This window comes from Nocardioides solisilvae, assembly GCF_003194625.1.
Lineage (GTDB): Bacteria > Actinomycetota > Actinomycetes > Propionibacteriales > Nocardioidaceae > Nocardioides > Nocardioides solisilvae.
In genome coordinates this window covers 255,322-280,370 of record NZ_QHKX01000004.1, presented here as the reverse complement: position 1 = coordinate 280,370, position 25,049 = coordinate 255,322, and the positions used below count along the sequence as shown (strand labels likewise).

General features: G+C 72.3%; 27 protein-coding genes. 2 read left to right on the top strand and 25 right to left on the bottom strand.

Features of this window, described 5'->3' with window-relative positions:
- Window positions 1-3: 3 nt before the first annotated feature.
- From DNK53_RS16640 to DNK53_RS16570, 15 genes are all read right to left on the bottom strand, one after another.
- Window positions 4-438 carry a hypothetical protein gene (locus tag DNK53_RS16640; RefSeq protein ID WP_110183432.1) on the bottom strand — a complete coding sequence of 145 codons (435 nt, stop codon included), beginning with the start codon at window positions 436-438 and terminating at the stop codon, window positions 4-6.
- A complete protein-coding gene (gene tatC / locus DNK53_RS16635; RefSeq protein WP_110183431.1) occupies window positions 435-1,274 on the bottom strand; it encodes a twin-arginine translocase subunit TatC in 840 nt (279 codons plus the stop codon). The genes DNK53_RS16640 and tatC overlap by 4 nt, the downstream gene beginning before the upstream one ends.
- 5 nt (window positions 1,275-1,279) lie before the next feature.
- Window positions 1,280-1,525 (bottom strand): twin-arginine translocase TatA/TatE family subunit, encoded by a 246-nt coding sequence (tatA, locus tag DNK53_RS18425; protein ID WP_110183430.1) that lies wholly within the window; start codon window positions 1,523-1,525, stop codon window positions 1,280-1,282.
- Complete coding sequence (locus DNK53_RS16625) at window positions 1,522-2,553, bottom strand: helix-turn-helix transcriptional regulator (protein ID WP_110183429.1); 1,032 nt, start codon at window positions 2,551-2,553, stop codon at window positions 1,522-1,524. The genes tatA and DNK53_RS16625 overlap by 4 nt, the downstream gene beginning before the upstream one ends.
- Window positions 2,550-3,530: a helix-turn-helix transcriptional regulator gene (locus DNK53_RS16620; RefSeq protein WP_110183428.1), complete on the bottom strand. Its 981-nt coding sequence runs from the start codon at window positions 3,528-3,530 to the stop codon at window positions 2,550-2,552. The genes DNK53_RS16625 and DNK53_RS16620 overlap by 4 nt, the downstream gene beginning before the upstream one ends.
- Window positions 3,531-3,556: 26 nt before the next feature.
- Window positions 3,557-4,495, bottom strand: a complete 939-nt coding sequence (locus tag DNK53_RS16615; RefSeq protein ID WP_162599991.1) for an FKBP-type peptidyl-prolyl cis-trans isomerase — start codon at window positions 4,493-4,495, stop codon at window positions 3,557-3,559.
- Between the two features lie 75 nt (window positions 4,496-4,570).
- The gene (pafA, locus tag DNK53_RS16610; protein WP_110183426.1) at window positions 4,571-5,932 is read right to left on the bottom strand and encodes a Pup--protein ligase; all 1,362 of its coding nucleotides are present in this window, start codon (window positions 5,930-5,932) and stop codon (window positions 4,571-4,573) included.
- A gap of 53 nt (window positions 5,933-5,985) precedes the next feature.
- Complete coding sequence (locus DNK53_RS16605; RefSeq protein ID WP_110183425.1) at window positions 5,986-6,630, bottom strand: hypothetical protein; 645 nt, start codon at window positions 6,628-6,630, stop codon at window positions 5,986-5,988.
- A gap of 17 nt (window positions 6,631-6,647) precedes the next feature.
- Window positions 6,648-7,046, bottom strand: a complete 399-nt coding sequence (locus DNK53_RS16600; RefSeq protein ID WP_110183424.1) for a hypothetical protein — start codon at window positions 7,044-7,046, stop codon at window positions 6,648-6,650.
- On the bottom strand, window positions 7,043-7,537 hold the full coding sequence (locus DNK53_RS16595) for a hypothetical protein (protein WP_110183423.1): 495 nt from the start codon (window positions 7,535-7,537) through the stop codon (window positions 7,043-7,045). Before DNK53_RS16595 ends, DNK53_RS16600 begins: the two co-directional genes overlap by 4 nt.
- A complete protein-coding gene (locus DNK53_RS16590) occupies window positions 7,534-9,087 on the bottom strand; it encodes a hypothetical protein (RefSeq protein WP_110183422.1) in 1,554 nt (517 codons plus the stop codon). Before DNK53_RS16590 ends, DNK53_RS16595 begins: the two co-directional genes overlap by 4 nt.
- A 2-nt stretch (window positions 9,088-9,089) precedes the next feature.
- Window positions 9,090-9,404 (bottom strand): hypothetical protein, encoded by a 315-nt coding sequence (locus DNK53_RS16585; RefSeq protein ID WP_110183421.1) that lies wholly within the window; start codon window positions 9,402-9,404, stop codon window positions 9,090-9,092.
- Window positions 9,405-9,509: 105 nt separating this feature from the next.
- A complete protein-coding gene (gene prcA, locus DNK53_RS16580) occupies window positions 9,510-10,346 on the bottom strand; it encodes a proteasome subunit alpha (RefSeq protein ID WP_110183420.1) in 837 nt (278 codons plus the stop codon).
- A gap of 37 nt (window positions 10,347-10,383) precedes the next feature.
- A complete protein-coding gene (gene prcB / locus DNK53_RS16575) occupies window positions 10,384-11,220 on the bottom strand; it encodes a proteasome subunit beta (RefSeq protein WP_110183419.1) in 837 nt (278 codons plus the stop codon).
- Window positions 11,220-11,417, bottom strand: coding sequence for a ubiquitin-like protein Pup (locus DNK53_RS16570; protein ID WP_110183418.1), 198 nt, complete (start codon window positions 11,415-11,417; stop codon window positions 11,220-11,222). The genes prcB and DNK53_RS16570 overlap by 1 nt, the downstream gene beginning before the upstream one ends.
- A gap of 101 nt (window positions 11,418-11,518) precedes the next feature.
- On the opposite strand from DNK53_RS16570, the gene DNK53_RS16565 reads away from it, so the two are divergent.
- Window positions 11,519-12,409: a hypothetical protein gene (locus tag DNK53_RS16565; RefSeq protein WP_110183417.1), complete on the top strand. Its 891-nt coding sequence runs from the start codon at window positions 11,519-11,521 to the stop codon at window positions 12,407-12,409.
- Between the two features lie 9 nt (window positions 12,410-12,418).
- Here DNK53_RS16565 and dop read toward each other — a convergent pair whose 3' ends face one another.
- From dop to DNK53_RS16540, 5 genes are all read right to left on the bottom strand, one after another.
- Window positions 12,419-13,933 (bottom strand): depupylase/deamidase Dop, encoded by a 1,515-nt coding sequence (gene dop / locus DNK53_RS16560; protein ID WP_110183416.1) that lies wholly within the window; start codon window positions 13,931-13,933, stop codon window positions 12,419-12,421.
- A gap of 16 nt (window positions 13,934-13,949) precedes the next feature.
- Window positions 13,950-14,297, bottom strand: coding sequence for a hypothetical protein (locus DNK53_RS16555; protein ID WP_162599990.1), 348 nt, complete (start codon window positions 14,295-14,297; stop codon window positions 13,950-13,952).
- Window positions 14,298-14,299: 2 nt separating this feature from the next.
- Window positions 14,300-16,051: a proteasome ATPase gene (arc, locus tag DNK53_RS16550; RefSeq protein ID WP_110183414.1), complete on the bottom strand. Its 1,752-nt coding sequence runs from the start codon at window positions 16,049-16,051 to the stop codon at window positions 14,300-14,302.
- Window positions 16,052-16,175: 124 nt separating this feature from the next.
- On the bottom strand, window positions 16,176-17,153 hold the full coding sequence (locus tag DNK53_RS16545; protein ID WP_110183413.1) for a tRNA (adenine-N1)-methyltransferase: 978 nt from the start codon (window positions 17,151-17,153) through the stop codon (window positions 16,176-16,178).
- A gap of 10 nt (window positions 17,154-17,163) precedes the next feature.
- Window positions 17,164-18,321 carry a site-2 protease family protein gene (locus tag DNK53_RS16540; protein ID WP_239456607.1) on the bottom strand — a complete coding sequence of 386 codons (1,158 nt, stop codon included), beginning with the start codon at window positions 18,319-18,321 and terminating at the stop codon, window positions 17,164-17,166.
- Window positions 18,322-18,388: 67 nt separating this feature from the next.
- Here DNK53_RS16540 and DNK53_RS16535 point away from each other — a divergent pair, with 67 nt between their 5' ends.
- Window positions 18,389-19,207 (top strand): RecB family exonuclease, encoded by an 819-nt coding sequence (locus tag DNK53_RS16535; protein WP_110183412.1) that lies wholly within the window; start codon window positions 18,389-18,391, stop codon window positions 19,205-19,207.
- A 37-nt stretch (window positions 19,208-19,244) separates the two neighbouring features.
- Here DNK53_RS16535 and DNK53_RS16530 read toward each other — a convergent pair whose 3' ends face one another.
- The 5 genes from DNK53_RS16530 to DNK53_RS16510 are packed head-to-tail and all read right to left on the bottom strand — an operon-like array spanning window position 19,245 to window position 25,003.
- Window positions 19,245-20,285 carry an ABC transporter ATP-binding protein gene (locus tag DNK53_RS16530; RefSeq protein ID WP_110183411.1) on the bottom strand — a complete coding sequence of 347 codons (1,041 nt, stop codon included), beginning with the start codon at window positions 20,283-20,285 and terminating at the stop codon, window positions 19,245-19,247.
- Window positions 20,282-21,355, bottom strand: a complete 1,074-nt coding sequence (locus DNK53_RS16525; RefSeq protein ID WP_110183410.1) for an ABC transporter ATP-binding protein — start codon at window positions 21,353-21,355, stop codon at window positions 20,282-20,284. The genes DNK53_RS16530 and DNK53_RS16525 overlap by 4 nt, the downstream gene beginning before the upstream one ends.
- Window positions 21,352-22,299 (bottom strand): ABC transporter permease, encoded by a 948-nt coding sequence (locus DNK53_RS16520; protein ID WP_110183409.1) that lies wholly within the window; start codon window positions 22,297-22,299, stop codon window positions 21,352-21,354. The genes DNK53_RS16525 and DNK53_RS16520 overlap by 4 nt, the downstream gene beginning before the upstream one ends.
- Complete coding sequence (locus tag DNK53_RS16515) at window positions 22,296-23,300, bottom strand: ABC transporter permease (protein WP_110183408.1); 1,005 nt, start codon at window positions 23,298-23,300, stop codon at window positions 22,296-22,298. Before DNK53_RS16515 ends, DNK53_RS16520 begins: the two co-directional genes overlap by 4 nt.
- A gap of 53 nt (window positions 23,301-23,353) precedes the next feature.
- Window positions 23,354-25,003, bottom strand: a complete 1,650-nt coding sequence (locus tag DNK53_RS16510; RefSeq protein WP_110183407.1) for an ABC transporter substrate-binding protein — start codon at window positions 25,001-25,003, stop codon at window positions 23,354-23,356.
- Window positions 25,004-25,049 lie beyond the last annotated feature (46 nt).

The following is a 25,049-nucleotide window of genomic DNA, read 5'->3' as shown; positions in this document are numbered from 1 at the left end:
ACCCTAGCGACCGGATGGTGCCCGACGTGGTTGCTGCTCCCCGATGCGCAGGTGTGCCGCGAAGCGCTCGGGCGGGGCACCGACCGCGAGGGCCAGCCGGACGAGCGACTCGAGCACGAGGCCGGCGTCGAACCCGGTCCCGGGGACGGCCACGGTGAGCCGGCCCTCCCGCTCCGCCAGCAGCACCTGCCCGTGCTGCCAGGCCTGGTGGGCTCGGACCCGGGGCGGGTCCGCGACCACGGGGGCCGGGTAGGCCTCGTCGACGGCCAGGAGGTCGCACGGCAGCTGCTCGCCCGCGGCTCCGGTCAGCCGGCCCGCGACCAGGTGGCCGCTGCGCAACCCCTGCTCCGGGCTCCAGGTGACCTCCCCGGTGCCGAGCCACTCGGGCAGCTCGAACGGGTCCACGTCCTCGAGGCCCACGGGCTCCGCGGGGGTCACAGCGGGGACGCCTCGTCGTCGGCCCAGGTCGGCCCGGCTGCCGCCCGGCGCGCCCGCCAACGGTCCGTGGCGCGGGCGATCCCCTCGGCGACCAGGAAGAGCAGCATCATCGGCAGCGCCAGCATGAGCATGGAGAACGGGTCGGTGGACGGCGTCGCCACCGCCGCGAAGACGAAGGTGCCGATGATGATCCAGGGCCGGTGACGGCCGATGGCGGCGCCGCTCACCACGCCCGCCAGGTTGAGCATCACCACGAAGAGCGGGATCTCGAAGGCGACGCCGAAGACCAGCAGCATCCGGGTGAAGAAGGAGAAGTAGTCGCCGAACTCGACGAGGTTCTCCAGCTCGGACTGGGTGAAGCCGATGAGGACCTCCAGCCCCTTCGGCAGCACGTAGTAGCCGACCGCCACGCCGGCCAGGAAGAGCGGACCGGCGACGGCGGCGAACACGCGCGTCCACTTCTTCTCCTGCCGGTGCAGGCCGGGGACCACGAAGCCCCAGATCTGGAAGAGCCAGTAGGGGCTGGAGGCCACGAGGGCCGCCACCCCGCAGAGCTTGAGCTGGAGCATCAGCGGGCCCGTGGCGCCCTGCACGAAGGCCTTGGTCTCGACGCTCTGACCGAGCTGGTCCCGCGCCTCGTTGTACGGGCCGAGCACGAGGCCGAAGAGCTGGTCGTAGAAGAAGAGCGCGACGACGAAGGCCCCGAAGAGCACCAGGACGGAGCGCAGCAGGCGGGCTCGGAGCTCCCGGAAGTGGTCGCCGAGCGGCATCCGGCCGTCGGGCCCGACGGGGTGCTTCGGAGTCCCTCTCAGGACCTCGACCAGGCCGCGCACCATCCCCGTCAGGGGCGGTCGTCGGGACGGGTCTCGTCGGGGCCGCCGAGGCGTCGGGCCTCGATCTCGCGCTCCTCCGGAGTCTTGTCGTCGTCCATCAGGCCCTTGGTCTCCGCCTTGAAGATCCGCAGGGCACGGCCGCTCCCCCGGGCCAGCTCGGGGAGCTTGGAGGCGCCGAAGAGGAGGACGATGACAGCCAGGATGAGCAGCAGCTCGGTCGGGCCGAGACCGGCGATCTGCGGGTTCAGGTTCATGTCATTCCTCGTGGGTGCGGGTGCGACCTTGCCATGCTACTGCTCGGGGCGTCGTACAGGGCGAGGGCGTCCCCCGCCGCCTGTCGACATGTCCAAACCAGGTCGGGCGGCCCCAGCACGTCGGCGTGCGGTGCGAGGCGCAGCGCGAGCCGCACCAGCCACCGCGGGTCGCCCACGCGGAGGTCGACCTCGAGCAGACCCTCCCCGACGTGGCGCACCTCCTCGACGGGGTAGTACTCCGGGACCCAGTGGGCACCGGGGCGCAGCCGCAGGGTGGCCAGCCTGCCCTCGCGGGCGTGGGCGAAGAGCGCCTCGGAGAGGTCGGTGGGCGCCTCGTCGTGGGCATCGGCGGGCTCCTCGAGGACCTCGAGCGCGTGGATCCGGTCGAGGCGGAAGACGCGTCGGCCCTCGGCCGAGCGGCACCACGCCTCGAGGTAGTCGAAGCCGCCCTGCGTCCAGAGCCGGACCGGGTCCACCACCCGTTCGCCCGCCTCGTCCCGGGTGGGGACCCAGTAGGTGAGCCGGACCTGGCGGCCCTCGGCCACGGCCCGCTCGAGCGTCGTCCGCACCTCGGCCGCCTCGGGGTCGGTCCCGTCGAGCTCGACCTGGCGGTGGGCGCTGCCGTCGGCCGCCGCCTGCTCCAGCTTGGCGAGGGTCCGGTCGACGACCTCGCGGGTCGCGCCGGGCGAGCTGTCCCGGACGGCGCGCAGCGCCACGATCAGCGCCGTGGCCTCGGTGGGGGTCAGGCGCAGCGGACGGGAGAGGTAGTCGGCGTTGGAGACCCGGATGACGCCGTCGGCGTCCTCGCCCTCGAGGGCGTCGAGGTCGACGTCGATGAGGTCGTCGGGGTAGCCGCCGGGGAGCCCGCACATGAGCAGCACCTTGAGGTCGCGCACCACCTGCTGCGTGGTGGTGCCCAGCGCCTCGGCGGCGTCCTCGAGGCGGACCGAGCCCCTCGCGTGGAGCAGCGGGACCAGGGTGAGGAGGCGCGCCACCTGCTCACGGGCGCCGGTGCCGGCCGAGCTCATGGCGTCCCCTCCCCAGCGCCGGCCAGCGCGGTGAGCCTGTCCCGGACGTCGTCCACCAGCGCCGCCGGGGCCTCGACGAAGGCGTCGGCGCCGCAGGTCAGGACCTCGTCGGCCACCGTCCGACCGTGCCCGTGCACGGTGAGCCGGTCCCACGTCGTACGACGGTCGGGGCCCGGCACGTCCGCCTCGACCTGGACGGCCATCCGGCGCAGGGCGTGCCCGGCGCCGGCCCGGACCAGCAGCGTGGCCACCTCGTGGTCGGGCGGGGAGACGAGCCGCAGGGCGACGGCCCGGATGTCGGTGCCGTCAGGGACCTCGTAGGCCCCGGGCTCCCCGACGAGTCGCGCGGCCCCCTCGACGCGGGAGAGACGAAAGACGCGCTCCTCGCCGCGGTCGGTGTCGAACCCGACGGCGTACCAGCGCCCGGAGTGCCGGACCACCCCCCAGGGCTGCAGGTGGCGGGTCGTCGCGGAGCCCTCGCCCGGCCGGCGGTAGCCGAAGACCACCGGACGCCGCTCCTGGGTCGCCAGCCAGAACGTGTCGAAGGCCGGCTCGTCGGCGCCGATGCGCGGCTCCACCACGTCCAGGGCGCCCACGTCGACCGGGACGTCGGCCGCGGCCAGCTTGCGGAGCGCCTCGGTGGTGGCGTCGGCGAGCGTGGCGTGCTGCCAGACCTTGCCGGCCAGGCCGACGACCGCGGCCTCGTCGGCGTCGAGGCTGATCTCGGGCAGCGCGAGCTCGTCGGGACGGATGCGGTAGCCCACCTCGTCGACGAAGTAGGCGTCCAGGGTGCCGACCTCGACCGGCACGCCGAGGCTGCGCAGCTCCTCCTTGTCACGGTCGAACATCCGCTCGAACGCTTCCTCCCCCTGGTCGGGGTAGAGGATCTCGCGGATCCGGGACTTGGGGACGAAGCGCTGCTGCACCAGCAGCATGATGAGCAGGTTGAGCAGGCGCTCGCTCTTCCGGCCGGCCAACGTCGTCCCGTCCCCTCAGGCCCCGGTCAGACGGCCGCGAGGATGTCGACGACGAAGTAGAGGGTGTCGGTCCCCTTGATCCCCGCGTCGGGGTTGCCCTTCTTCCCGTAACCCAGGGCCGGCGGGATCGCCACGACCACGCGCGACCCGACGGTCTCGCCGACCAGGGACTGGTCCCAGCCGTCGACGACGGCGCCGACGCCGATCTCGAACGACGTGGGCTCGCCGCGCGAGTAGGACTCGTCGAACGGCTCGTCGCCCCCGTAGACCTGGCCCAGGTAGTTGACGTAGATGGTCTGGCCCTTCTCGACGACCGGGCCGTCGCCCTTGACCGTCTTGGTCACCCAGAGCTTGCCGTTGTTCTCGGGCGTGCCCTCGAAGTCGAAGCCGGTGACCTTGCCGCCCTCTTCGACGATCGCGGGGGCCCACTTGGCGGGCTCCCGCTCCTCGCCCTGGGGGCCGGTGGGGACCTTGCTGAGGAGCTCGGTCACGAAGAGCACGCTGTCCTTGTTGCCGATGCCCAGCTGGGGGTTGCCGCCCTCGCCGTAGGCGTCCTCGGCCGAGGCCGCGACCGCCACCGTGGAACCGACCTTCTGGCCCAGCAGGCCGGCCTGCAGGCCGGGCAGCAGGGTGTCGTTGAGCGAGATGACCTGCGGCTGCTCCATCTCGTAGGAGTTGTAGACCTCCTTCTCGTCGTAGCCGTTGCCGATCCAGATGTGGGCCAGGACGCTGTCGCCGGTCTTCGTCTCGTCGCCCTCGCCGTCCACGAGGACCTCGGTCTCGACCTCGTCGGGGTCCAGCTGGCCCTCCCACTCGACCTTCGGGGCCTTCCCCGAATCGGCCGAGATGCTCACCGACTCGATGCCGGCACCGGAGCCGCCCTCCTCGCCGGAGTCACTGCCGCAGGCAGCGAGGGTGAGCAGGCTGAGGGCGACCGTGGAGGCGGCCAGGGCACGACGAGGCACGAGGTTCAACTTTCGCGTGGGGACGACGGAGCGCGGCCACCCTATCCGGGGGACCTGAGAATTCCCCGCCGCCACTCACATGCCGTCGATGAGCCGCTGCACCCGCTCGTCGTGGGCGCGGAACGGGTCCTTGCAGAGCACCGTCCGCTGCGCCTGGTCGTTGAGCTTGAGGTGCACCCAGTCCACGGTGAAGTCGCGGCGGCGCTCCTGCGCGGTCCGGATGAACTCGCCGCGCAGCCGCGCCCGCGTGTTCTGCGGCGGGACCGACTTCGCCTCGAAGATCTTCAGGTCGTTGGTGACCCGCGCGACGGCTCCGCGCTTCTCCAGCAGGTAGTAGAGGCCCCGGCCGCGGTGGATGTCGTGGTACGCCAGGTCGAGCTGGGCCACCCGGGCGTGCCCCAGGGGCAGCCCGTGCTTGTGCCGGTAGCGGTCGATCAGCTTCCACTTGATCACCCAGTCGAGCTCGCGGTCGACGAGGCCCAGGTCCTCCGACTCCACGGCCTTCAGGCCCCGCTCCCACAGGTCGAGCGTCCGCTCGATCAGCGGCGTCGAGATGCCGCGCCTGTCCACGAACTCGCGCGCCTTGCCGAGGTACTCCGCCTGGATCTCCAGGGCGCTGGCCTCCCGGCCGTTGGCCAGGCGCACCTTGCGGCGGCCGGTCATGTCGTGGGAGATCTCGCGGATGGCCCGGATCGGGTTCTCCATGGTGAGGTCGCGCATCACCACGCCCTCCTCGATCATCCGCAGGACGAGGTCGCAGGAGGCCACCTTGAGCATCGTGGTGGTCTCGCTCATGTTGGAGTCGCCGACGATCACGTGGAGGCGCCGGTACTTCTCGGCGTCGGCGTGGGGTTCGTCGCGGGTGTTGATGATGGGCCGGCTCCGCGTGGTCGCGCTGGAGACGCCCTCCCAGATGTGCTCGGCGCGCTGGGAGACGGAGTACGACGCCCCCCGCGGGGTCTGGCTGACCTTGCCCGCCCCGACGAGGATCTGGCGGGTCACCAGGAACGGGATCAGCACGTCGGCGAGGCGGGAGAACTCGCCCGCACGCCCGACGAGGTAGTTCTCGTGGCAGCCGTAGGAGTTGCCGGCGGAGTCGGTGTTGTTCTTGAACAGGTAGATGTCGCCGGAGATGCCCTCGTCGTGCAACCGCTGCTCGGCGTCCAGGAGGAGCCCCTCGAGCACCCGCTCCCCCGCCTTGTCGTGGGTGACGAGCTCGGTGACGTCGTCGCACTCGGGCGTGGCGTACTCGGGGTGGCTGCCCACGTCGAGGTAGAGCCGGGCGCCGTTGCGCAGGAAGACGTTGCTGCTGCGACCCCAGGAGACCACCTTGCGGAAGAGGTAGCGGGCGACCTCGTCGGGGCTGAGGCGGCGCTGGCCCTTGAACGTGCACGTGACGCCGTACTCGTTCTCGATCCCGAAGATCCGACGGTCCATGGACCCACCCTAGGGCCCACCCGGTGGAGCGAGGGGCGAACGCGCGGGGTGGCTCAGGGTCCGTCGAGGGAGCCGAGCACCTGGTGGAGCTCGCGCACCCGCTCCTCGGGGACGTCCTCGGGCAGGCCGGCGTAGAACGACAGGACGTAGGTGACGGTGTCGTCGGGGGCGTAGTAGAAGTAGCTGACGCTCAGCTCCCCGGCGTCGGCGCGCACGACCTGTGCCGGCAGGGTGCGCCCACCCACGACGACCTCGCCGTCCTGGACGACCTCGTCCGCCTCCTCGCTGCGCTCGGCCATCAGCTCCTCGGGCGAGCGTCCGGCCTCGCCCTGGACGGCGAGGTCGAAGCCGGCGTCCTCGGTCTCGCTGACCGCCTGGACGGGTGCGACCATCTCGTAGGACCGCGGCACCCGCCACGTGAGCCGACCCGGGACCCCCTCGAGCCGGACCCGCTGCGGGGGGCCGAGCAGGTCGTCGCCGGGGTCGTCCGGCGAACCCGGCCACGGCCAGGCGACGGCCGTGCCGGACGCCGTCTCCGGCGCGGACCCGTCGGCCCCGCCCCCCTGCGCGGGGGCGGTGGCCTCGCCGGACGCCGTGCCCCCGCCCTCGTCCGAGGACCCGCCGCACCCGGCGAGCACACCCAGCACCGCGCACAGCAGCAGCGGGACGGCCCCGCGTCCGTGGCGTCCTGCGGTCATCTTCGTCCTCCTCGGTGTCACGGCTCGACCGACGTCTCCGCGCGGGCGGTCCGCCCCGGTCCGAGCTCGGCATCGCCACAGGCCGCACCCAGCCTGCTGATCGTCCTGTTGGTGGCGGGGTCCTCGGGGTCGATGCAGACCGCGTGGGTCGTGTCCCCCGGCTTCCAGTCGCGGTCGTTCACGAACCCCGTGCTCTCCCACCACCGTCCGTCGGCGGAGTAGCGGAAGGTGATCTCGTGGCCCCGGGTGCTGCCGACCGCGCTGCGCCGGGAGTCCACCACGAACCCGGTGACCTCCTGGGTCAGCCCCGAGTCGTCGCCGGTCTCACCGCCCCCGCGGGCGAGGAGGGCGACGGCCCCGAGGGCGATGCCGAAGGTCACCGCGAGGACGACGGCGAAGGCCAGGCAGCCCTTCACGGCTCCTGCCCGGCACGGACCTCGATGCTGCCGAGCACCGCACGCTCGGTGTCGCGTCCGGCGTCGGAGTCGTCGACGGTGAGCTGGAGGACGTGCATCAGGGCGCCGTCCGTGGTGACCACGACGGTGGTGCGGACGTCGAGGCCGTGCACGGTCCCGGTGACCCGACCGGCGCGGTGGGCGCGGGCACCCGCCACCGGCACGAGCAGGTCCCGTTCCACCTCGTGGTCGGCCTCCCCGTCCAGCCGTCCCACCGCCTGGGCGAGCTCCCAGGTCAGGTGGTGGCTGACCCCGGTGGCGTCCCCCAGCTGCGTCGTCCGGGCTGCCACGGAGAGGTTGAGCAGGGGCTGGCCGTCCCCGACCCACTGCCACATCCGTCCGTGCCGGCCCGAGAACCGGCGCATCCCCTCCGCGGGGGCCGCCAGCCTCACGGGCCCCAGGTCGACCGGGACCACGACGGGGGCGACGGGGCCGACGTGATGCCCGGTCATCGCAGCTCCTTCGGGTCCATGCGGATCACGAAGTCCTGGTCGTAGGGTCGCACCCACACCTGCTGCGCCGTCTCCACGGAGCCGCCGTACCGCACCTCGGCCTCGGCGATCTTCAGGTCGACCTCGTGTTCTCCGCTGGCGATGTCGACGGTGCCCGTGGTCCGCACGATCACCTGCCCGTGGTCGAGCGCCAGGCCGGCGGCCCGGTCGAGGTCGCCGCCCCGCATGGCCGCGTCGAACTCGTCGAAGTGCCGGCTGTCACGGCTCATCTTGACCTCGACGTCCACGCCTCCGCCGGTGGTGGAGTTCTGCACCGGGATCCCCAGCTTCTCGGTGGCGTAGCCGGCACCGACCTTGCCCGAGAGCGTCACGTCCTGGGTGGCCCCGTGCCGGTCGATCCGCGCCTCGGCCGCGAGCTCGGCGCTCGCGCTCCAGTCGGTGCCCTTGCGCCCGACCTCCGCCTCGACGCTGGCGGCGAACTTCACGCCGTACTCCTCCTTCACCCAGTCGTAGTACCCGTCGACGCGACCGCTGCCCTCGCCCCGGGCCCACTCCGCGTCGAACTCGAGCTCGCCCTTGGCGTACATCCCCGTCTTGAAGCTGGTGACGTCCTGCTCCTGGATGTAGTCGGCGACGTTCTTGGCCACGGCGTAGGGCGCCTTCGGCAGGTCGGTCCACCCGAGGTCGAGGGCCCGGTCGTCGAGCCCGTCGAGGAACGCCCGTGCCTCCTCGGCCGACCCGAAGGTCAGCTCGAGGTCGGTGGTGAGACCGGCGGACGCGTCCACCTCGGCGCCGCCGATCTCGATCTCGCGGCCGAGGCCGCCCTCCAGCTGCAGGACCATGACGACCTTGCCGTCCGCCATCACGCGGTAGGTCGCGCGCGCCGCCCCCTCGAGCTCCCAGGAGGCCAGCTCCCCCTCGGCCTCGAGGAAGAACTGGAGGGTCTCCAGCGCCACGTCCTGGCCGTAGCGCTCCGCGATCTCGCGGGGCGTCAGGTGCTCCAGCGCGCTGGGCAGCTGGCTGACCGCGTCGTCGAGCGACCCGCTGCCGCCCTCCACCTCTCCCGCGACGGCGGCGTCGAGGGCTCGCGCGAGGTCCGCATCGGCGGTCGCCGCCTTGTCCAGGGCGGCACTGATGTCGTCCGCGATCACCTGCATCGCGCCCTCCGCCGCGGTCACGTCGGCGGGGGTGTCGTAGGTCGCCGGGTCGGTGATGCGCCCCGACTGCCGGTCGACCTTGAACCCCTTCGCCTCGGCCGCGTCCAGCGCCTGGCGCAGCGCGCTCCTGGCAGCCTCGATCTCGTTCTGCGCGAAGTCCACCGAGGCGGCCACCTTGCTGACCTCGGCGACGAGGTCCAGCAGCCGCAGCCGGAGCTTCTCGTGGGAGTCGCGGGCCGACTCGCCCGCCTGGCCCATCCACGAGTAGGGGGGTCGGGAGTCCCAGACCTCGTCCTGCAGGTCGGTCAGCTCGCGGCGTTGCCCGACGAGCGAGGTGACGACGCCGTCGAGCCTTCCCGGCTGCCACGACAGGAGCCTGGCGATGGTGACCACGACTACCTCATCTCCGGCTCGAAGCGACGGCGGGCCATCCGGTACTGCTGGTCCGCCAGGTGGTCCGCCTGGTCGTAGTCGGCGGCGCTGGTGTCCAGCGCCGTGCGCTGTGCCTCCGCGTCGTCGCTCCAGCGCTTGAACCGCCGACGCCAGGTCGACTGGAGCGTCGCGGCCGACGCCGCGCTGCGGCTGTCGGGCAGGGCATCGGCGATCCCCTTGACGTCGGCGCTGGGGTCGGCCCCCCGCACCCCGGACGCGACCTCGGCGAGCTTCTTCGCCGAGTCGCGGATGTCCTGCTGCACCACTTCGAACCCCATGCCGGTGTCCCCCTCACCTTCCGTCCACCCGCCCGCTCGCAGCGGCGGGTGGTGCCTGCACCCGGGCATACCCCGGGTGCGGCGGGTCAAACACCCGGCGAGGGATCAGCCCCGGTCGGGGTCGGCGGGCGGTGCCACGGGGGGCGCCACCGGAGGTGCGACGGGAGGTGCGACGGGGGGCGCGACGGGCGCGTCCTGCGACCCGGGGGGTGTGGCCTCGCCCGGCTGTTCCTGCTGGCCCGGCTGCCGGTCTCCCAGCAGCTCGGCGAGCCGGCTCTCGCGCAGCCGCACGAACTTGCGCGGCTGGGTGCGGGTGCGGTCGAGGGCGGCGACCTCGAGGTCGCCCACCGGGATGACGCGGTCACCGTTCTCGGAGTGGCCCAGGGCCGCCACGGCGACGCCGAGCGCGCCCGCGAGGTCCAGACCGTCCCGGTAGTGCTCCTTCAGGTGGTCCGCGACCACGTCGGCCGCGCCACCCATCACGGCGAAGCCGTGCTCGTCGGCCACCTGGCCGTCGTAGGTCAGCCGGTAGACCTGGTCCTGCTCGGCGGAGTCCCCGATCTCGGCGACGAAGAGCTCGACCTCGTAGGGCTTCTCCCCTCCGCTGCTGAAGATGGCGCCCAGCGTCTGGGCGTAGGCGTTGGCCAGGGCTCGGCAGGTGACGTCGCGGCGGTCGTAGGAGTAGCCCCGCACGTCGGCCAGGCGCACGCCGGCGATCCGCAGGTTCTCGAACTCGTTGTAGCGACCCACGGCGGCGAAGGCGATGCGGTCGTAGATCTCGGAGACCTTGTGCAGCGCCTGGGACGGGTTCTCGGAGACGAAGAGGACGCCGTCGGCGTACTGCACCACCGCCACGGAACGACCGCGGGCGATGCCCTTGCGGGCGAAGTCGGCCCGGTCCTTCATCTGCTGCTCGGGCGAGACGTAGAACGGCATGCTCATCGGGCTGGGTCCTCCTGGACGGGTGCGGGGCGGCGGGTCACGTGAGCTCGGCCGACGGGCCGTCGGGGCGGACCATCCGGCTCGCCAGGATGCGGTCGGCGATCCGCGCGACCTCGTCGTCGGGCATGCGGCGCCCCCCGTCGGCGGTGATCACGTGCACCACCGGGAAGATCCGACGCGTGAGGTCGGGCCCGCCCGTGGCGGAGTCGTCGTCGGCCGCGTCGTAGAGCGCCTGCACGACGGCCGTGACGCACCCGTCGGGGTCCAGGTCGTCGCGGTAGAGCTTCTTCAGCGAGCCCCGGGCGAAGAGCGAGCCCGAGCCGACGGCGTGGAACGCCGTCTCCTCGTAGCGGCCGCCGGTGACGTCGTAGGAGAAGATGCGTCCCTGGTCGGCGGCCAGGTCGAAGCCGGCGAAGAGCGGCACGACGGCCAGCCCCTGCATGGCCATGCCGAGGTTCGCCCGGATCAGGGCGGCGAGCCGGTTGGCCTTGCCGTCCATGGAGAGGGTGGTCCCCTCGATCTTCTCGTAGTGCTCGAGCTCCACCTGGAAGAGCCGGACCATCTCCACGGCCAGCCCGGCCGTGCCGGCGATCCCCACGCAGGAGAACTCGTCGGCGGGGAAGACCTTCTCGATGTCGCGCTGGGCGATGATGTTGCCCATGGTCGCCCGGCGGTCGCCGGCCATGACGACGCCGCCGGGGAAGGTCGCCGCGACGATCGTCGTCCCGTGCGGGGCCAGCTGGGCCGCGTCGCCGGGGGGCAGCGGACGGCGGGAGGGCAGCAGGTCGGGTGCCTCGGCCGCCAGGAAGTCGGCGAACGACGACGTGCCGGGCTGCAGGTAGCCCGGACGCAGGCGCGGGGTCGCGTCCGTCACTACTCGCCGCCCTTCTGGATGAACGACTTCACGAAGTCCTCGGCGTTGGTCTCCAGGACTTCGTCGATCTCGTCGAGGATCGCGTCGACGTCGTCGTCGAGGGCGTCCTTGCGCTCGGCGACGTCGGTCTCGACGACCTCCTCGCCGAGCTCCTCGTCCTGCGTGGACTTCCGGGGCTGCTTCTGCTCCTGGGCCATGCCGCCGACTCTATAGCCCAGGACCACCGCGCCGGCCGGTTTGGAACCGCCGTCGAGCGGGCAAGCCCCGTCCGACGTCCACGACCCGAGGAGCACCACCGATGAAGCGCACGTCCCTGACCGCCGTCCTGCTCGTCCCCGCGCTGCTCCTGGGCGCCTGCGGGGGCGACGACCCGGACCAGGAGGTGCCGGAGGGGACGCGCGCCTCGGGTGCGGCGGAGTCGGGCGACGACGGGTCCGACGCCGAGGCTGCAGCCGGGGCCGGGTCCGGGGAGACGGTCGAGCTGCCCGAGGACGTGTCGGAGTGGACGGACGAGCAGCTCGTCGAGCTCTACGACGTGGCCTTCACCAACCTCGGCGCGGTGAGCAGCGTCGAGCTGCGCGGCGAGTTCGAGGACCCCGAGACCGCCGGTGCCGAGCTCGTGGTGATGGAGCTGGACCTGGCTCGCAGGCGCTGCGCCATCTCGGCGGTCAACGGGGAGGGGCGGCTCCGGACCGTCCTGCTCGAGGAGGAGAAGGACGCCTACCGGCTGGCGAACCGTGCCTACTACGGGGCGGACGGCAGGCTCTCCCCCACCGACAGGGCCCAGTCGGGCATCTGGGTGAAGATGCTGGACAAGAACGCGGCCACCCTGCGGTGCACCAAGGTCGGCAAGGAGCCCAACCCCGACGTCGAGGTCGAGCTGGTGGGCGAGGAGACGCTCGACGGCGTCGAGACCGTGCGCGTCTCGAGCAACGAGTTCCCGGCCGTGTGGATCGCCCACCGCGACCCCGTCCCGCGGGTCGTCGGCTTCGACAACCAGGCGGGCACCATCCGCTACGGGCGGTTCGACGAGGACTTCGCGCTCGAGCCCCCCGCCGACTTCCTCGACGCCCAGGCGCAGGTCGACGCCATGGACCGGCAGCTCGAGCAGGTCGACGGGATGCTGGCCAAGATCGAGGAGGCCAAGGAGCAGCTCGAGGAGCTCGAGCAGCTGGAGAAGACGCCCTGACCCGCCGGGTCAGGGCCGCGCGGTGAGGGCGCGGAAGAGGTCCTCGGCGGTGTCGCAGCGGTCGAGCAGCTCGCCCACGTGGGCCCTGGTCCCACGCAACGGGTCGCCGGTGGGGACCCGCTGCAGCGACTCCCGGCCGGCGACGTCGAAGACCACCGAGTCCCACGACGCCGCAGCCACGTCGGCGGCGTACTTCTCCAGGCAGCGGCCCCGGAAGTAGGCCCGCGTGTCGGTGGGCGGTTCGTGCATCGCCCGCTCCACCTCGTCGTCGCCGAGCAGGCGCTCGATCCGGCCCGCCCGGACGAGCCGCTGGTAGAGGCCCTTCTCGGGGCGGATGTCGGAGTACTGCAGGTCGATGAGGTGGAGCTTGGCGTCGTCCCAGTCCAGCCCGTCGCGGTCGCGGTACTGCGTGAGCAGCTTGAGCTTGGCCACCCAGTCGAGCTCGGCGGCACACAGGAAGGGGTCGCGACCGAGCCGGTCGAGGACGGACTCCCAGCGCGCCAGCACGTCGGCCGTCTGCGGGTCGGGGTCGCCGCCCGCGGTGACCTCGACGTACTTGCGGGCCAGCTCGAGGTACTCCCACTGCAGCTGGACGGCCGTCATCCGCCGGCCGTCGGCGAGCGTGAGCAGGTGGGCCAGCCCGGGGTCGTGCGAGACGGCGCGCAGGGACGCCACGGGGTTCTGCACGGCCAGGTCGCCGGCGAGGAACCCGTCCTCGACCATCGCCAGGACCAGCGACGTGGTGCCGACCTTGAGGTACGTCGACACCTCCGCGAGGTTGGCGTCCCCGATGATCACGTGGAGCCGGCGGTACTTCTCCGGGTCGGCGTGCGGCTCGTCGCGAGTGTTGATGATCGGGCGCTTGAGGGTCGTCTCGAGGCCGACCTCCACCTCGAAGAAGTCCGCCCGCTGGCTGACCTGGAAGCCGTGGCCGCGGCCGTCCTGCCCGATCCCCACCCGGCCGGCGCCGCAGACCACCTGGCGGCTGACGAAGAAGGGGATGAGGTGGCGCACGATGTCGGCGAAGGGTGTGGAGCGCCGCATGAGGTAGTTCTCGTGCGCCCCGTAGGAGGCGCCCTTGTTGTCGGTGTTGTTCTTGTACAGGAGGATCTCGGGCGCGCCGGGCAGCTGGCGGGCACGCAGGGCGGCGTCCAGCATCACCTGCTCGCCCGCCTTGTCCCAGCGGACGACGTCGAGCGGGGTCGTGACCTCGGGCGTGGAGTACTCCGGGTGCGCGTGGTCGACGTAGAGCCGCGCTCCGTTGGTGAGGATGACGTTGGCCAGCCCCATGTCCTCGTCGGTGAGCTGGCTGGCGTCGGCGACCTGCCGCGACATGTCGAAGCCGCGCGCGTCGCGCAGGGGCGACTCCTCCTCGAAGTCCCACCGGGCACGCCGCGCCTTCAGGGTCGACGTCGCGTAGGCGTTGACCACCTGCGAGGACGCCACCATCGGGTTGGCCTGGGGGTGCCCGGCCACCGAGATGCCGTACTCCACCTCGGTGCCCATCACCCGTCGTACGCTCATGAGCCCACCGTACGTCTCAGGAGGGACGGCTCTGCCAGGCGTGGGCGAGGTTGACCGCCACGATCGCGGCCAGGGTGACCAGGAGGGCGAAGCCTTCCCCGTTGACGCCCAGCGTGATGCCGAGGGGGATGAACGAGACCAGCGAGACGATCGCCAGGGCCAGCTGGCGCGGGCCGGCCGCGGCCGCCCGCCGGGCCACGTCGTCGTGGCGCCGGCGCTCCGCCTCGGCCCGCTCCCGCACGACCCGCTCGATCCGCTCCGCGAAGCCGTCCACCAGCTCGGCCTCGAAGCCGGGGCCCAGCTCGGCGCGGGCGCTCAGCAGTGCCTCGCCCTCGCTGCGCTCCAGCTCCTCCTCCCCGGCCACGGTCACAGGTACTGCCCGGTGTTGGAGACGGTGTCGATCGAGCGACCGGGCTCGGTCCCCTGCTTGCCGGTGATGAGCGTGCGGATGAAGACGATCCGCTCGCCCTTCTTGCCGGAGATCCGCGCCCAGTCGTCGGGGTTGGTGGTGTTGGGCAGGTCCTCGTTCTCCTTGAACTCGTCCACGCACGCCTGCAGCAGGTGCTGGACGCGCAGGCCGCGCTGGTCGTGGTCCAGCAGGTCCTTGATCGCCATCTTCTTGGCCCGGTCCACGATGTTCTGGATCATCGCGCCGGAGTTGAAGTCCTTGAAGTACAGGACCTCCTTGTCGCCGTTGGCGTAGGTGACCTCGAGGAAGCGGTTCTCCTCCGACTCGGTGTACATCCGCTCCACCGTGGCGCGGATCATCCCGTTGACGCAGGCCTCCCGGTCGCCGGCGAACTCGGCGAGGTCGTCGGCGTGCAGCGGCAGGTCGGGCGTGAGGTACTTGGAGAAGATGTCGCGCGCCGACTCGGCGTCGGGGCGCTCGATCTTGATCTTCACGTCGAGGCGCCCCGGCCGCAGGATGGCGGGGTCGATCATGTCCTCCCGGTTGGAGGCGCCGATGACGAGCACGTTCTCCAGGGTCTCCACGCCGTCGATCTCGCTCAGCAGCTGGGGGACGATGGTGTTCTCCACGTCGGAGGAGACGCCGGAGCCGCGGGTGCGGAACAGCGAGTCCATCTCGTCGAAGAAGACGATGACCGGGGTGCCCATGCTCGCCTTCTCGCGGGCCCGCTGGAAGACCAGCCGGATGTGGCGCTCGGTCTCGCCGACGTACTTGTTGAGGAGCTCGGGACCCTTGATGTTGAGGAAGTAGGACTTCCCCTCGGCGCCCGTCCGCGCCGCCACCTTCTTGGCCAGCGAGTTGGCCACCGCCTTGGCGATCAGCGTCTTGCCGCAGCCGGGCGGGCCGTACAGCAGCACGCCCTTCGGGGGCTTGAGCTTGTGCTCCAGGAAGAGCTCGGGGTGCAGGTAGGGCAGCTCGACGGCGTCCCGGATCGCGTCGATCTGGGCGACCAGCCCGCCGATGGACTCGTAGGCGATGTCGGGCACCTCCTCGAGGACGAGCTCCTCGACCTCGGACTTCGGCACCTTCTCGTAGGCGTAGCCCGACCGGCTGTCCAGCAGCAGGGAGTCGCCCGCGCGCAGGTGCATCTCGAGCAGAGGCTGAGCGAGGCGCACGACGCGCTCCTCGTCGGCGTTGGCGATGACCAGGGCGCGCGCGCCGTCCTCGAGGAGCTCCTTGAGCATCACCACCTCGCCGACCTTCTCGAAGCCGTGGGCACCGACCACGTTGAGGGCCTCGTTGAGCATCACCTCCTGGCCGCGCACCAGCTCCTCCACCGGCACCGCCGGGCTGACGTTGACACGGAGCTTGCGACCGCCGGTGAAGACGTCCACCGTGTCGTCCTCGTTGCGCTGCAGGAAGGTGCCGAAGCCGGCCGGGGGCTGGGCCAGCCGGTCGACCTCGTCCTTGAGCTTGAGGATCTGGTCGCGCGCCTCGCGCAGCGTCTGGGCGAGGCGCTCGTTCTGGCTCGTCACCGCCGCCAGCGAGCGCTCGGTCTCGGCCAGCCGCAGCTCGAGGCCGCGGGCCGGGCCGTGGCCGGGGGTCTCGGCCAGCCTGCGCCGCAGGTCGGCGACCTCCTGCTCGAGCGCTCGCGCGTGCCGGGCCAGCTCGTCGGGGCCGGGCCCCGCCACACCTTCCGAGAACGACATGTGCGTCACCTCCTGCTTCGTGACACTACCCATGGCGCCACGGATCGGAAGTCCTTATCCAGATGTGTCGGTCACGATCCGGGCACGGGCGCCCCCGGCGCGACCACGCGCCCGCGTGGGCGTGTCACGGGTCGAGCGGCTCCTCGGCGACCTGGGGCGGCAGGTCGGCCGGGCGCGGCCCGGTGTAGTCGACCCCGTAGGCACCCGGCGCCGGCCTGCGCTTCTTCTTGGGCGGGCGCTCCCCGGGGGCCATCCGTCGCGCGGTGACGAGGAAGGCCGTGTGGCCGATCATCTTGTGGCCGGGGCGGACCGCGAGGCCCTCCACGTGCCAGTCGCGGACCAGGCTCTCCCACGCCTGCGGCTCGGTGAACTCGCCGTGCGCGCGCAGCGTCTCCACGACGCGGGAGAGCTGGGTGGTGGTCGCGACGTAGACGCAGACGATGCCGCCGGGCACCAGCGCGCCCGCGACCGCGTCCACGCACTCCCAGGGCGCCAGCATGTCGAGGATGACGCGGTCGACCTTCTCGTCGGGCGCCGAGGTGGCGGCCGGCAGCTCCTCGGCCAGGTCGCCGAGGCGCAGGTCCCAGGCGGGGTGGGCGCCCCCGAAGAACTGCTCGACGTTGCGGCGGGCGACGTCGGCGAACTCCTCGCGCCGCTCCCAGCTGGTGACCCGGCCGTGCGGGCCGACGGCGCGGAGCAGCGAGCACGTGAGCGCGCCCGAGCCGGCGCCCGCCTCCACCACCCGGGCCCCGGGGAAGACGTCGGCCGACGAGACGATCTGGGCGGCGTCCTTGGGGTAGACGACGGCCGCCCCGCGCGGCATCGAGACGACGAACTCCGAGAGCAGGGGGCGGAACACGAGGTACTCGCCGCCCGCGGAGGAGGCGATGGTGAACCCCTCCTCGCGTCCGATCAGGTCGTCGTGGTCGAGGTGGCCCCGGTTGGAGAAGAACCTCTTGCCCGGGACCAGCTCGAAGTTGTGACGACGACCCTTCTGGTCGAGCAGCCGCACCCACTCGCCGGCCCGGAGCGGACCGCGGTGCACGCCCGACCAGGCTTCGGCGGGGACGTCGGGAGCGTGGGAGGGGTGAGTCTCGGGCATGGCCGGAACCCTAGTGGGCGACGCTCCGGAAGGCGCGATCGACGTCGGCGGTGGCGAGGACGCCGTGGACGGCGCCGGAGGCGTCGACGAGGAGGTACTCCGGGGCGGGGTGCCGGCTGATCGCCTCCACCAGTTGCTCCCCCGCGATGTCGACCGGGAGCGTGGTCTCAGCGGTCAGCTCCCGGGTCAGGTCGGCGACGGGGATCCAGGGTCGTCGCTCCTCGGGAGTGGCCAGCAGGGCCGCCTCGCTCACGATGCCGAGCGGCCGTCCGTCGGGCGCCACCGTCACGATGCCGCCGGCTCGCGCCTCCTGGGCCTGTCGGACCGCCTCGGCCAGCGGCAGGCCCGGTGGCACCGTCACGGCGCGTCGGGCCAGCGGTCGGGCCACCAGGGCCGGCAGCCGGCGGCGCAGCCGCGCCTGGATCAGCGACGCCGTCGCCCCCGCCCACAGGAAGCCGCCGAGCAGGAGGACCAGGAGGTAGTCGAGGAGGTCGGGGCGCACGCCCAGGAGCTCGGACTGCCAGACGGGCCACGACAGGACGAGCACCGCCACGACGCGGCCGCCCCACCCGGCGGCGACCGCCCCGGTGTGGACGCTGCCGCTCGCCCGCCAGACCACGGCCTTGAGGACCCGGCCCCCGTCGAGCGGCATGCCGGGCACGAGGTTCAGCACGCCCAGGAGCAGGTTCGCCCCGGCCAGCCCCTCGACCGCGACCCGGAGCAGGCCGTCGGGGGTGACGAACCACAGGCCGAGCGCGGCCCCGCCCACGGCCAGCGAGGCCAGGGGCCCGACGACCGCGATCCAGAACTCCTCGCGGGCGGAGCGGGACTCGCCCTCGATCTCGGTCATGCCGCCCAGGAAGTGGAGCGTGATCGAGCCGACCCCCAGTCCGAACCGTCGCGCGACGAGGGCGTGGGAGGCCTCGTGCAGGAGGATGGACAGGTAGAAGACGACCGCGAACGCCAGCCCGGCGACGTACTTCCACGGCCCGAGCCCGGGCTCGACCTGCTCGACGCGTGGGGAGACGAGGACGGCGATCATGGCGGCCACGACGAACCACGAGGAGCCCACGAGGACGTCGGCGCCGGCCACCCGCCCGATCCGCACGGTGCCGGGCCGCCGCCGCCCAGGCGTCGGGGACGCGGGACGGATCGGGGGCTCGCTCACGTCCAGACCCTAGCCGAGCGGGCCGCGCGGCCAGGTCCTGTCGGCGGCGGAGCCTAGGGTCGACGGCATGGAGAGCACCGTGACCGGCACCCTGTCGCCCAGCCGCGCCGCCGACTTCACCTCCTGCCCCCTGCGCTACCGCTTTCGGGTGGTCGACGGGCTCCCCGACGAGCCCACGCCCGAGGCGACGCGCGGGACCCTGGTGCACCGCGTGCTGGAGCTCCTCTTCGACGATCCGGCGGCCGCCCGGACCCCCGCCCGTGCCGAGGAGCTGCTCACCCCGGCCTGGAGCTGGCTCGTCGAGCAGGACCGTCGCCTGGCCGACCTCTTCGGACCGGACGCGAGCGCCTTCGACGCGTGGTGGCGCACCTGCGTCGACGCGGTGCACGCCTGGTTCCGCCTGGAGGACCCGGTCCGGCTGGAGCCCGCGGAGCGCGAGGCCTACCTCGAGGCGCCGCTCGACTCGGGCCTGGTGCTGCGCGGGATCGTCGACCGGCTCGACGTCGCCGCCGACGGCCGGGTCCGGGTGGTCGACTACAAGACCGGCCGCGCCCCGCACCCCGGGTTCGAGGCGGCGGCGCTCTTCCAGCTGCGCTTCTACGCGCTCCTTCTCTGGCGGGCGCGGGGAGTCGTCCCGAGCGTGCTCCAGCTCGTCTACCTCGGCAGCGGCGAGATCCTGCGGCACGCACCCGACGAGGCCGAGCTGCTGGCCACGGAGCGCCGGGCGCTCGCGATCTGGGCGGCGATCGACCAGGCCACGCGGACGGGCGACTGGCGCCCACGGCGCAGCGCGCTGTGCTCGTGGTGCAGCCACCAGTCGCTCTGCCCCGAGTTCGGCGGCACTCCCCCGCCGCTGCCCGACCCCGGGAGACGGCCGCCCGCCTGACGACGTCGGCACCCGAGGTGCCGCAGCCGGAGGAGCCTCAGGAGGCCGCCTCCTCGGGGGTCACCTCGCGGGGGGTGATCCGCCCCGAGGCGATCTCCTCTGCGTAGTGGCACGCCACGCGGTGGCCGGCCTCCGAGCCCTCGACCACGCGCAGCAGCGGGCGCTCGGTGTCGCAGCGGGTCTCCTGGCGGAACGGACACCTGGTGTGGAAGCGGCAGCCGGTCGGGGGGTCCGCCGGGGACGGCAGGTCCCCCTGGAGCAGGATCCGTTCCCGCGTGGCCTCGACGTGCGGGTCGGGGACGGGGACCGCCGACATCAGCGCCTTGGTGTAGGGGTGCAGCGGGTTCCGGTAGAGGTCGTCGGAGGACGCCTGCTCGACGATCCCCCCGAGGTACATGACGGCCACCTCGTCGGAGACGTGCCGCACCACGGCGAGGTCGTGGGCGATGACGAGGTAGGTCAGCCCGAGCTGCTCCTGGAGGTCCTCCAGCAGGTTGAGCACCTGGGCCTGGATGGAGACGTCGAGCGCCGAGACCGGCTCGTCGGCGATCACCAGGCGCGGCTCGAGCGCGACCGCCCGGGCGATCCCGATGCGCTGTCGCTGTCCGCCGGAGAACTCGTGCGGGTACTTGCGTGCGGCGCTGGCCGGCAGCCCGACCTGCTCGAGCAGCTCGCGGACGCGGGTGCGCCGGTCGAACGCGATCCCGTGGGCCCGGAGCGGCTCGGTGAGGATGGTCTCGACTGACTGCCTCGGGTTGAGGCTCGCCAGGGGGTCCTGGAAGACCATCTGCATGTCCTGGCGCATCCGCCGCAGCTCCTCGCCCTTGAGCGAGGCCACGTCGGTGCCGTCGAAGTCCACCCTGCCCTCGGTGACCGGGGCGAGGCGGAGGACCGCGCGCCCGAGGGTCGACTTGCCGCACCCCGACTCCCCGACGAGCCCCAGCGTGCGACCGGCGCCGATCTCGAGGTCGACCCCGTCGACGGCCTTCACCGCACCGACCTGGCGGTTGAGGAGCAGCCCGTCGCGGATCGGGAAGTGGACCTTGAGCCCCTCCACACGGAGCAGCGGCTCGGTCATGGGGTCGCCTCCTCGGCGGTCGTGGACGGCCCGGTCGAGGACGGCCCGGTCGAGGACAGGGGGTTGTAGCAGCGCAGGAGCCGGTCCTCGCCCGCGAGCAGCGCGGGCGGCTCGGCCGTGCAGCGCTCGACCCGGTTCTGGCACCGCGGCGCGAAGGCACACCCCTCGGACCACGGGATCGTCTGCGTGGGCGAGCCCGGGATCGGCGTCAGCCGCGAGCCGCGCGGGGAGTCCAGGCGCGGGATGCTGTCCAGCAGTCCGCCGGTGTACGGGTGGCGCGGGGTCGCGAAGAGCGGTCCGCGCTCGGCCGACTCCACGATCCGGCCGGAGTACATGACGTTGACCTGGTCGCAGAGGCCGGCCACGACGCCGAGGTCGTGCGTGATCATCAGCAGCGCGGCGTCGGTCTCGGCCACGAGCTCCTTGAGGACCTCCAGGACCTGGGCCTGGATGGTCACGTCGAGCGCCGTGGTCGGTTCGTCGGCGATGAGCAGCTTGGGTCCGCAGGCCAGGGCGATGGCGATGAGGACGCGCTGCCGCATCCCGCCGGAGAGCTGGTGGGGGTACTCCCCCACGCGGCGGGCGGGGTCGGGGATGCCGACCTGGTCCAGCAGCTCGACGGCCCGCCTCTGGGCCGCCTTGCGGCTCACGTCCTGGTGCCGGCGGATCACCTCGGTCAGCTGCAGGCCGACCGGGATCACGGGGTTGAGGGAGGTCATCGGGTCCTGGAAGACCATGGCGATCTCGCGGCCGCGCAGCCGCGACAGCTGCTTGGGCGACTGCTCCAGCAGGTTCTGCCCGCGGTAGAGCACCTCGCCGCTCACGTGGACGCCGCGGCTGGGCAGCAGGCCCATCACCGCCAGCGAGGTCACCGACTTGCCGCTGCCCGACTCGCCCACGAGGCCGACGTGCTCGCCGGCGTGGATGTCGAAGGAGACCTCGTCGACGGCGCGGACGCGCTTCTGGCCCTTGAGGCCGAACTCGACGCTGAGGTTGCGCACCTGCAGCAGCGGCTGGTCACCCGCGGCCCGACGGGCGCCCGCGGGACGGGGCGTGGTGGTCGTGGTCATCGACGGCTCCTGGGGTCGAGGGCCTCACGGAGCGCCTCGCCGAAGAGGGTGAAGCCCAGCGCCGTGATCGCGATGGCGGCTCCGGGCAGGATGGCCAGCAGCGGCGCCACCTGGAACCTGTCCTGGGCAGCCACGAGCATCCGGCCCCACTCCGCGACGGCGGGGTCGGGCTGGCCGAGGCCGAGGAACGAGAGCGCGGCGACCTCGATGATCGCCGTGGCGAGGTTGAGGGTCGCCTGGACGATCGTCGGGCCGAGGGAGTTGGGGAGCACGTGGCCCATCACGATGCGCCGGCGGCGCAGCCCGAGCGCAGAGGCCGCGAGCACGTAGTCGGAGCGTCCCTGGGCCAGCATCGAGCCCCGCAGCAGGCGCGCGAAGATCGGCACCTGGGCGACGCCGATGGCGATCATCACGGCGTACGGGTTCTGGCCGAGGACCGCCGCGATGCTCACCGCGAGCAGCAGGCTCGGGACCGACAGCATGATGTCGACCAGCCGCATCACCAGGTTGTCGATCCAGCCCCCGACCCGGCCCCCGACCGACGCAGCGCCGCCGGCCAGGACGCCCAGGGCGGTGCCGAGGACGAGGCCGATCGCGGTCGCGACGATGCCGTACAGCAGCGACTGGCGGGCGCCGTACAGCATCTGCGTCGCGAGGTCGGAGCCGAACCGGTCCAGGCCCAGCCAGTGGGCGTCGCTCGGCCCGGGGACGCTCGAGGGCGTGACCTGCCCCGACCACTGGGCGGTGCCCGGCTGGTACGGCGTGAGGAGCGGGGCGGCGATCGCGACGAGGACGAAGAGCCCGACGATCGCCGCGCCGACGATGGCGGTCGGGTTGCGGCGCAGCCGGCGCCAGGCGGCACGCCACAAGCCGACGCCGGGCTCGTCGTCGAGCGGGACGAGGAGGTCGCCGGTCGGCTCGGCGGGAGGCAGGGGGATGGTCACTGGACACGCACCCGGGGGTCGATGACGCCGTAGGCCACGTCCACGGCGAGGTTGATCAGCGCGTAGATCACGGCGATGAAGAGGATGTAGCCCTGCAGGACCGGGTAGTCGCGCTGGCCGATCGCCTCGAAGAGGTACTTCCCGATGCCGTTCCAGGCGAAGACGGTCTCGGTGAGGACGGCGCCGGAGAAGAGCAGCCCGGCCTGGAGGCCGATCGTCGTCACCACCGGGAGCAGGGCGTTGCGCAGCACGTGCCGCCGCGAGACGACCTGGGACGCCAGGCCCTTGCTGGCCGCCGTGCGGACGTAGTCCTCGTTGAGGACGTCGGCGACCGCGGCGCGGGTGATCCGCACGATGATCGCGAGCGGGATGGTGCCGAGCGCGACCGCGGGCAGGACGAGGTGGACGGCGGCGTTCCACGCGGCGTCCCACTCCTGCGTCATGATCCCGTCGAGCACGTAGAAGTTGGTGATGTGGGTCGCGTCCATCCGGGCGTCCTGGCGCAGGCTGGTCGGCAGCACGTCGAGCCAGTCGGCGAAGACGAGCTTGAGCAGGATGGCGAGGAAGAACACCGGCGTCACGACCCCGACCAGCGATCCCGACACGATGAACGTGTCCAGGGTCCGGCCCTGGTGGCGCGCGGCGTAGTAGCCCAGCGGCACGCCCACCACCACGGCGAGGAGCAGGGCCGTCAGGCCCAGCTCGACGGTGCCGGGGAACTTCTCGATGAAGCTCTCCACGACCGGCTGGCCGGTCTTGATCGACCGGCCGAAGTCTCCGGTCAGCAACGCCTTGACGTAGGTCAGGTACTGCTGGAGCAGCGGCTCCTCGAAGCCGTACAGCTCGTTGACGCGCGCGATGCCCTCCGGCGTTGCTCGTTGGCCGAGCAGCGCTCGCGCGGGGTCACCGGGCAGGGCCCGGACCCACGCGAACAGCAGGATCGAGAGTCCGACGAGCACCGGCACCATGAGGGCCAGCCGCCGGAGGACAAAGCGCAGCATCAGTCAGCCTTCCACCCCGCGGACGGGGAAGAGGTAGGGGTCGGAGGGGACGGTCAGCCGACCGTCACCTGGTTCCAGACCTCGTCGTTCACGGGGCTCTGCTGGTAGCCCTCCACGTCCGCACCGAACGCCAGCGAGGGCGCCGGGTGGGCCAGGGGGACGGCCGGCAGGAACTCCATCACGTCGGCGTTGATCTCCTCGTAGAGCGGGGTCTGCTCCTCGAGGGTCGGGACGCCGCGCGCCTCGGTCAGCTTGTCGAAGAGCTCCTGGTTGGTGAACCCGAACTCGTCGGTCTCGCCGCCGAAGAAGACGCCGACGAAGTTGTCGGAGTCGTTGTAGTCACCCGTCCAGCCCAGCAGGTGCAGGCCGTGGTCGGCGCTGCCGGTGACCTTGTCGAGGTAGTCCGGCGTCCAGACGTCCGCGACCGGCTTGACCTTCAGGCCGACGGCCTCGAGCTGCGAGCGCAGCACGTTGAAGGTGTCCTCGGGTGCGGGCATGTAGGGCCGCGAGACGCCCGTCGGGTAGTTGAACTCGACGGTGGTGCCGGCCACGCCGGCCTCCTCGAGGAGCTGCTTGGCCCGGTCGGGGTCGTACTCGTACTCGGTGACCTCGTCGTTCCAGCCGTTGACGCTCTGCGGCATGAACTGGGTCGCGATCTCGGTGCCCTCGGGCAGCGAGGCGGCCGCGACGGCCTCCTTGTCGATCGCGTGCGCGATCGCCTGGCGGACCTTGATGTCGTCGAACGGCTTCTGCTTCTGGTTCATGCCCAGGTACAGCACCGTGAAGGGGTCGCGCGGGATCACCTGCATGCCGGCGTCCTCGAGGCCCGGGATGTCGGCCGGGCCGATCAGGTCGGCACCGTCCACGTCGCCGTTCTGGACCGCGGTGGCCCGGGCGGCGGGGTCGCTGATCGCGACGACCTGCACCGTGTCGACCTTGGCGACCTCGCCCCAGTAGTCGTCGTTGCGCTTGAGGGTCACGCGGTTGCCGCGGTCCCAGGAGTCGAAGACGAAGGGGCCGGTGCCCGTCGGGTGGGCCGTGGAGTACTCCGTGGTGTTGACGTTGGGAGCAGCGTCGTCCTGGTACTTCTCCAGGGCGGTGGGGCTCTGCATCGACAGCGCGGGCAGCGACAGGGCGGCGATGAAGCCGGCGAACGGCTCGTTCAGCCTGATCGTGGCCTCGAGGTCCCCGGAGGCCTCGCAGGCGTCGTAGATCCCCTTGCCCTTCTTCTCACCGGTCGCGAAGCCGCGGAAGAGCTTGCCGTAGTAGTAGGCGAAGTCGTCGCTCTGGACCGACTCGGGGAAGTTGTACCAGCGGTCGAAGTTGGCGCAGACGGCCTCGGCGTCGAAGTCGGTGCCGTCGTGGAACTTCACGCCCTCGCGCAGCTGGAAGGTGTACTCGAGTCCGTCCTCGGAGTTCTCCCAGCTCTCGGCCAGCAGCGGGGCCGGGTCGGGGGTGCCGGGCTCGGTGCCCACCAGGCCCTCGAAGATCTGTCGCGCCACGCGGAAGGTCTCGCCGTCGGAGGCGAAGGCCGGGTCGAGGAGCTCGGGCTCGGCCGCTCCCGCGAAGACGAACGTGCCGCCGCCGGCGCCCTCGTTGCCCTCACCGTCGTCGGACCGCTCGCTCTCGGCGCAGCCGGCCAGCACCAGGGCTGCCGCCGCCAGCCCGGCAGTGGCCAGGCGCATCCGTCCCTTGGATCTCATCTGCAACTCATCACCCTTCGCAAGTCGCGTCCGGCCGAGCGGCCGG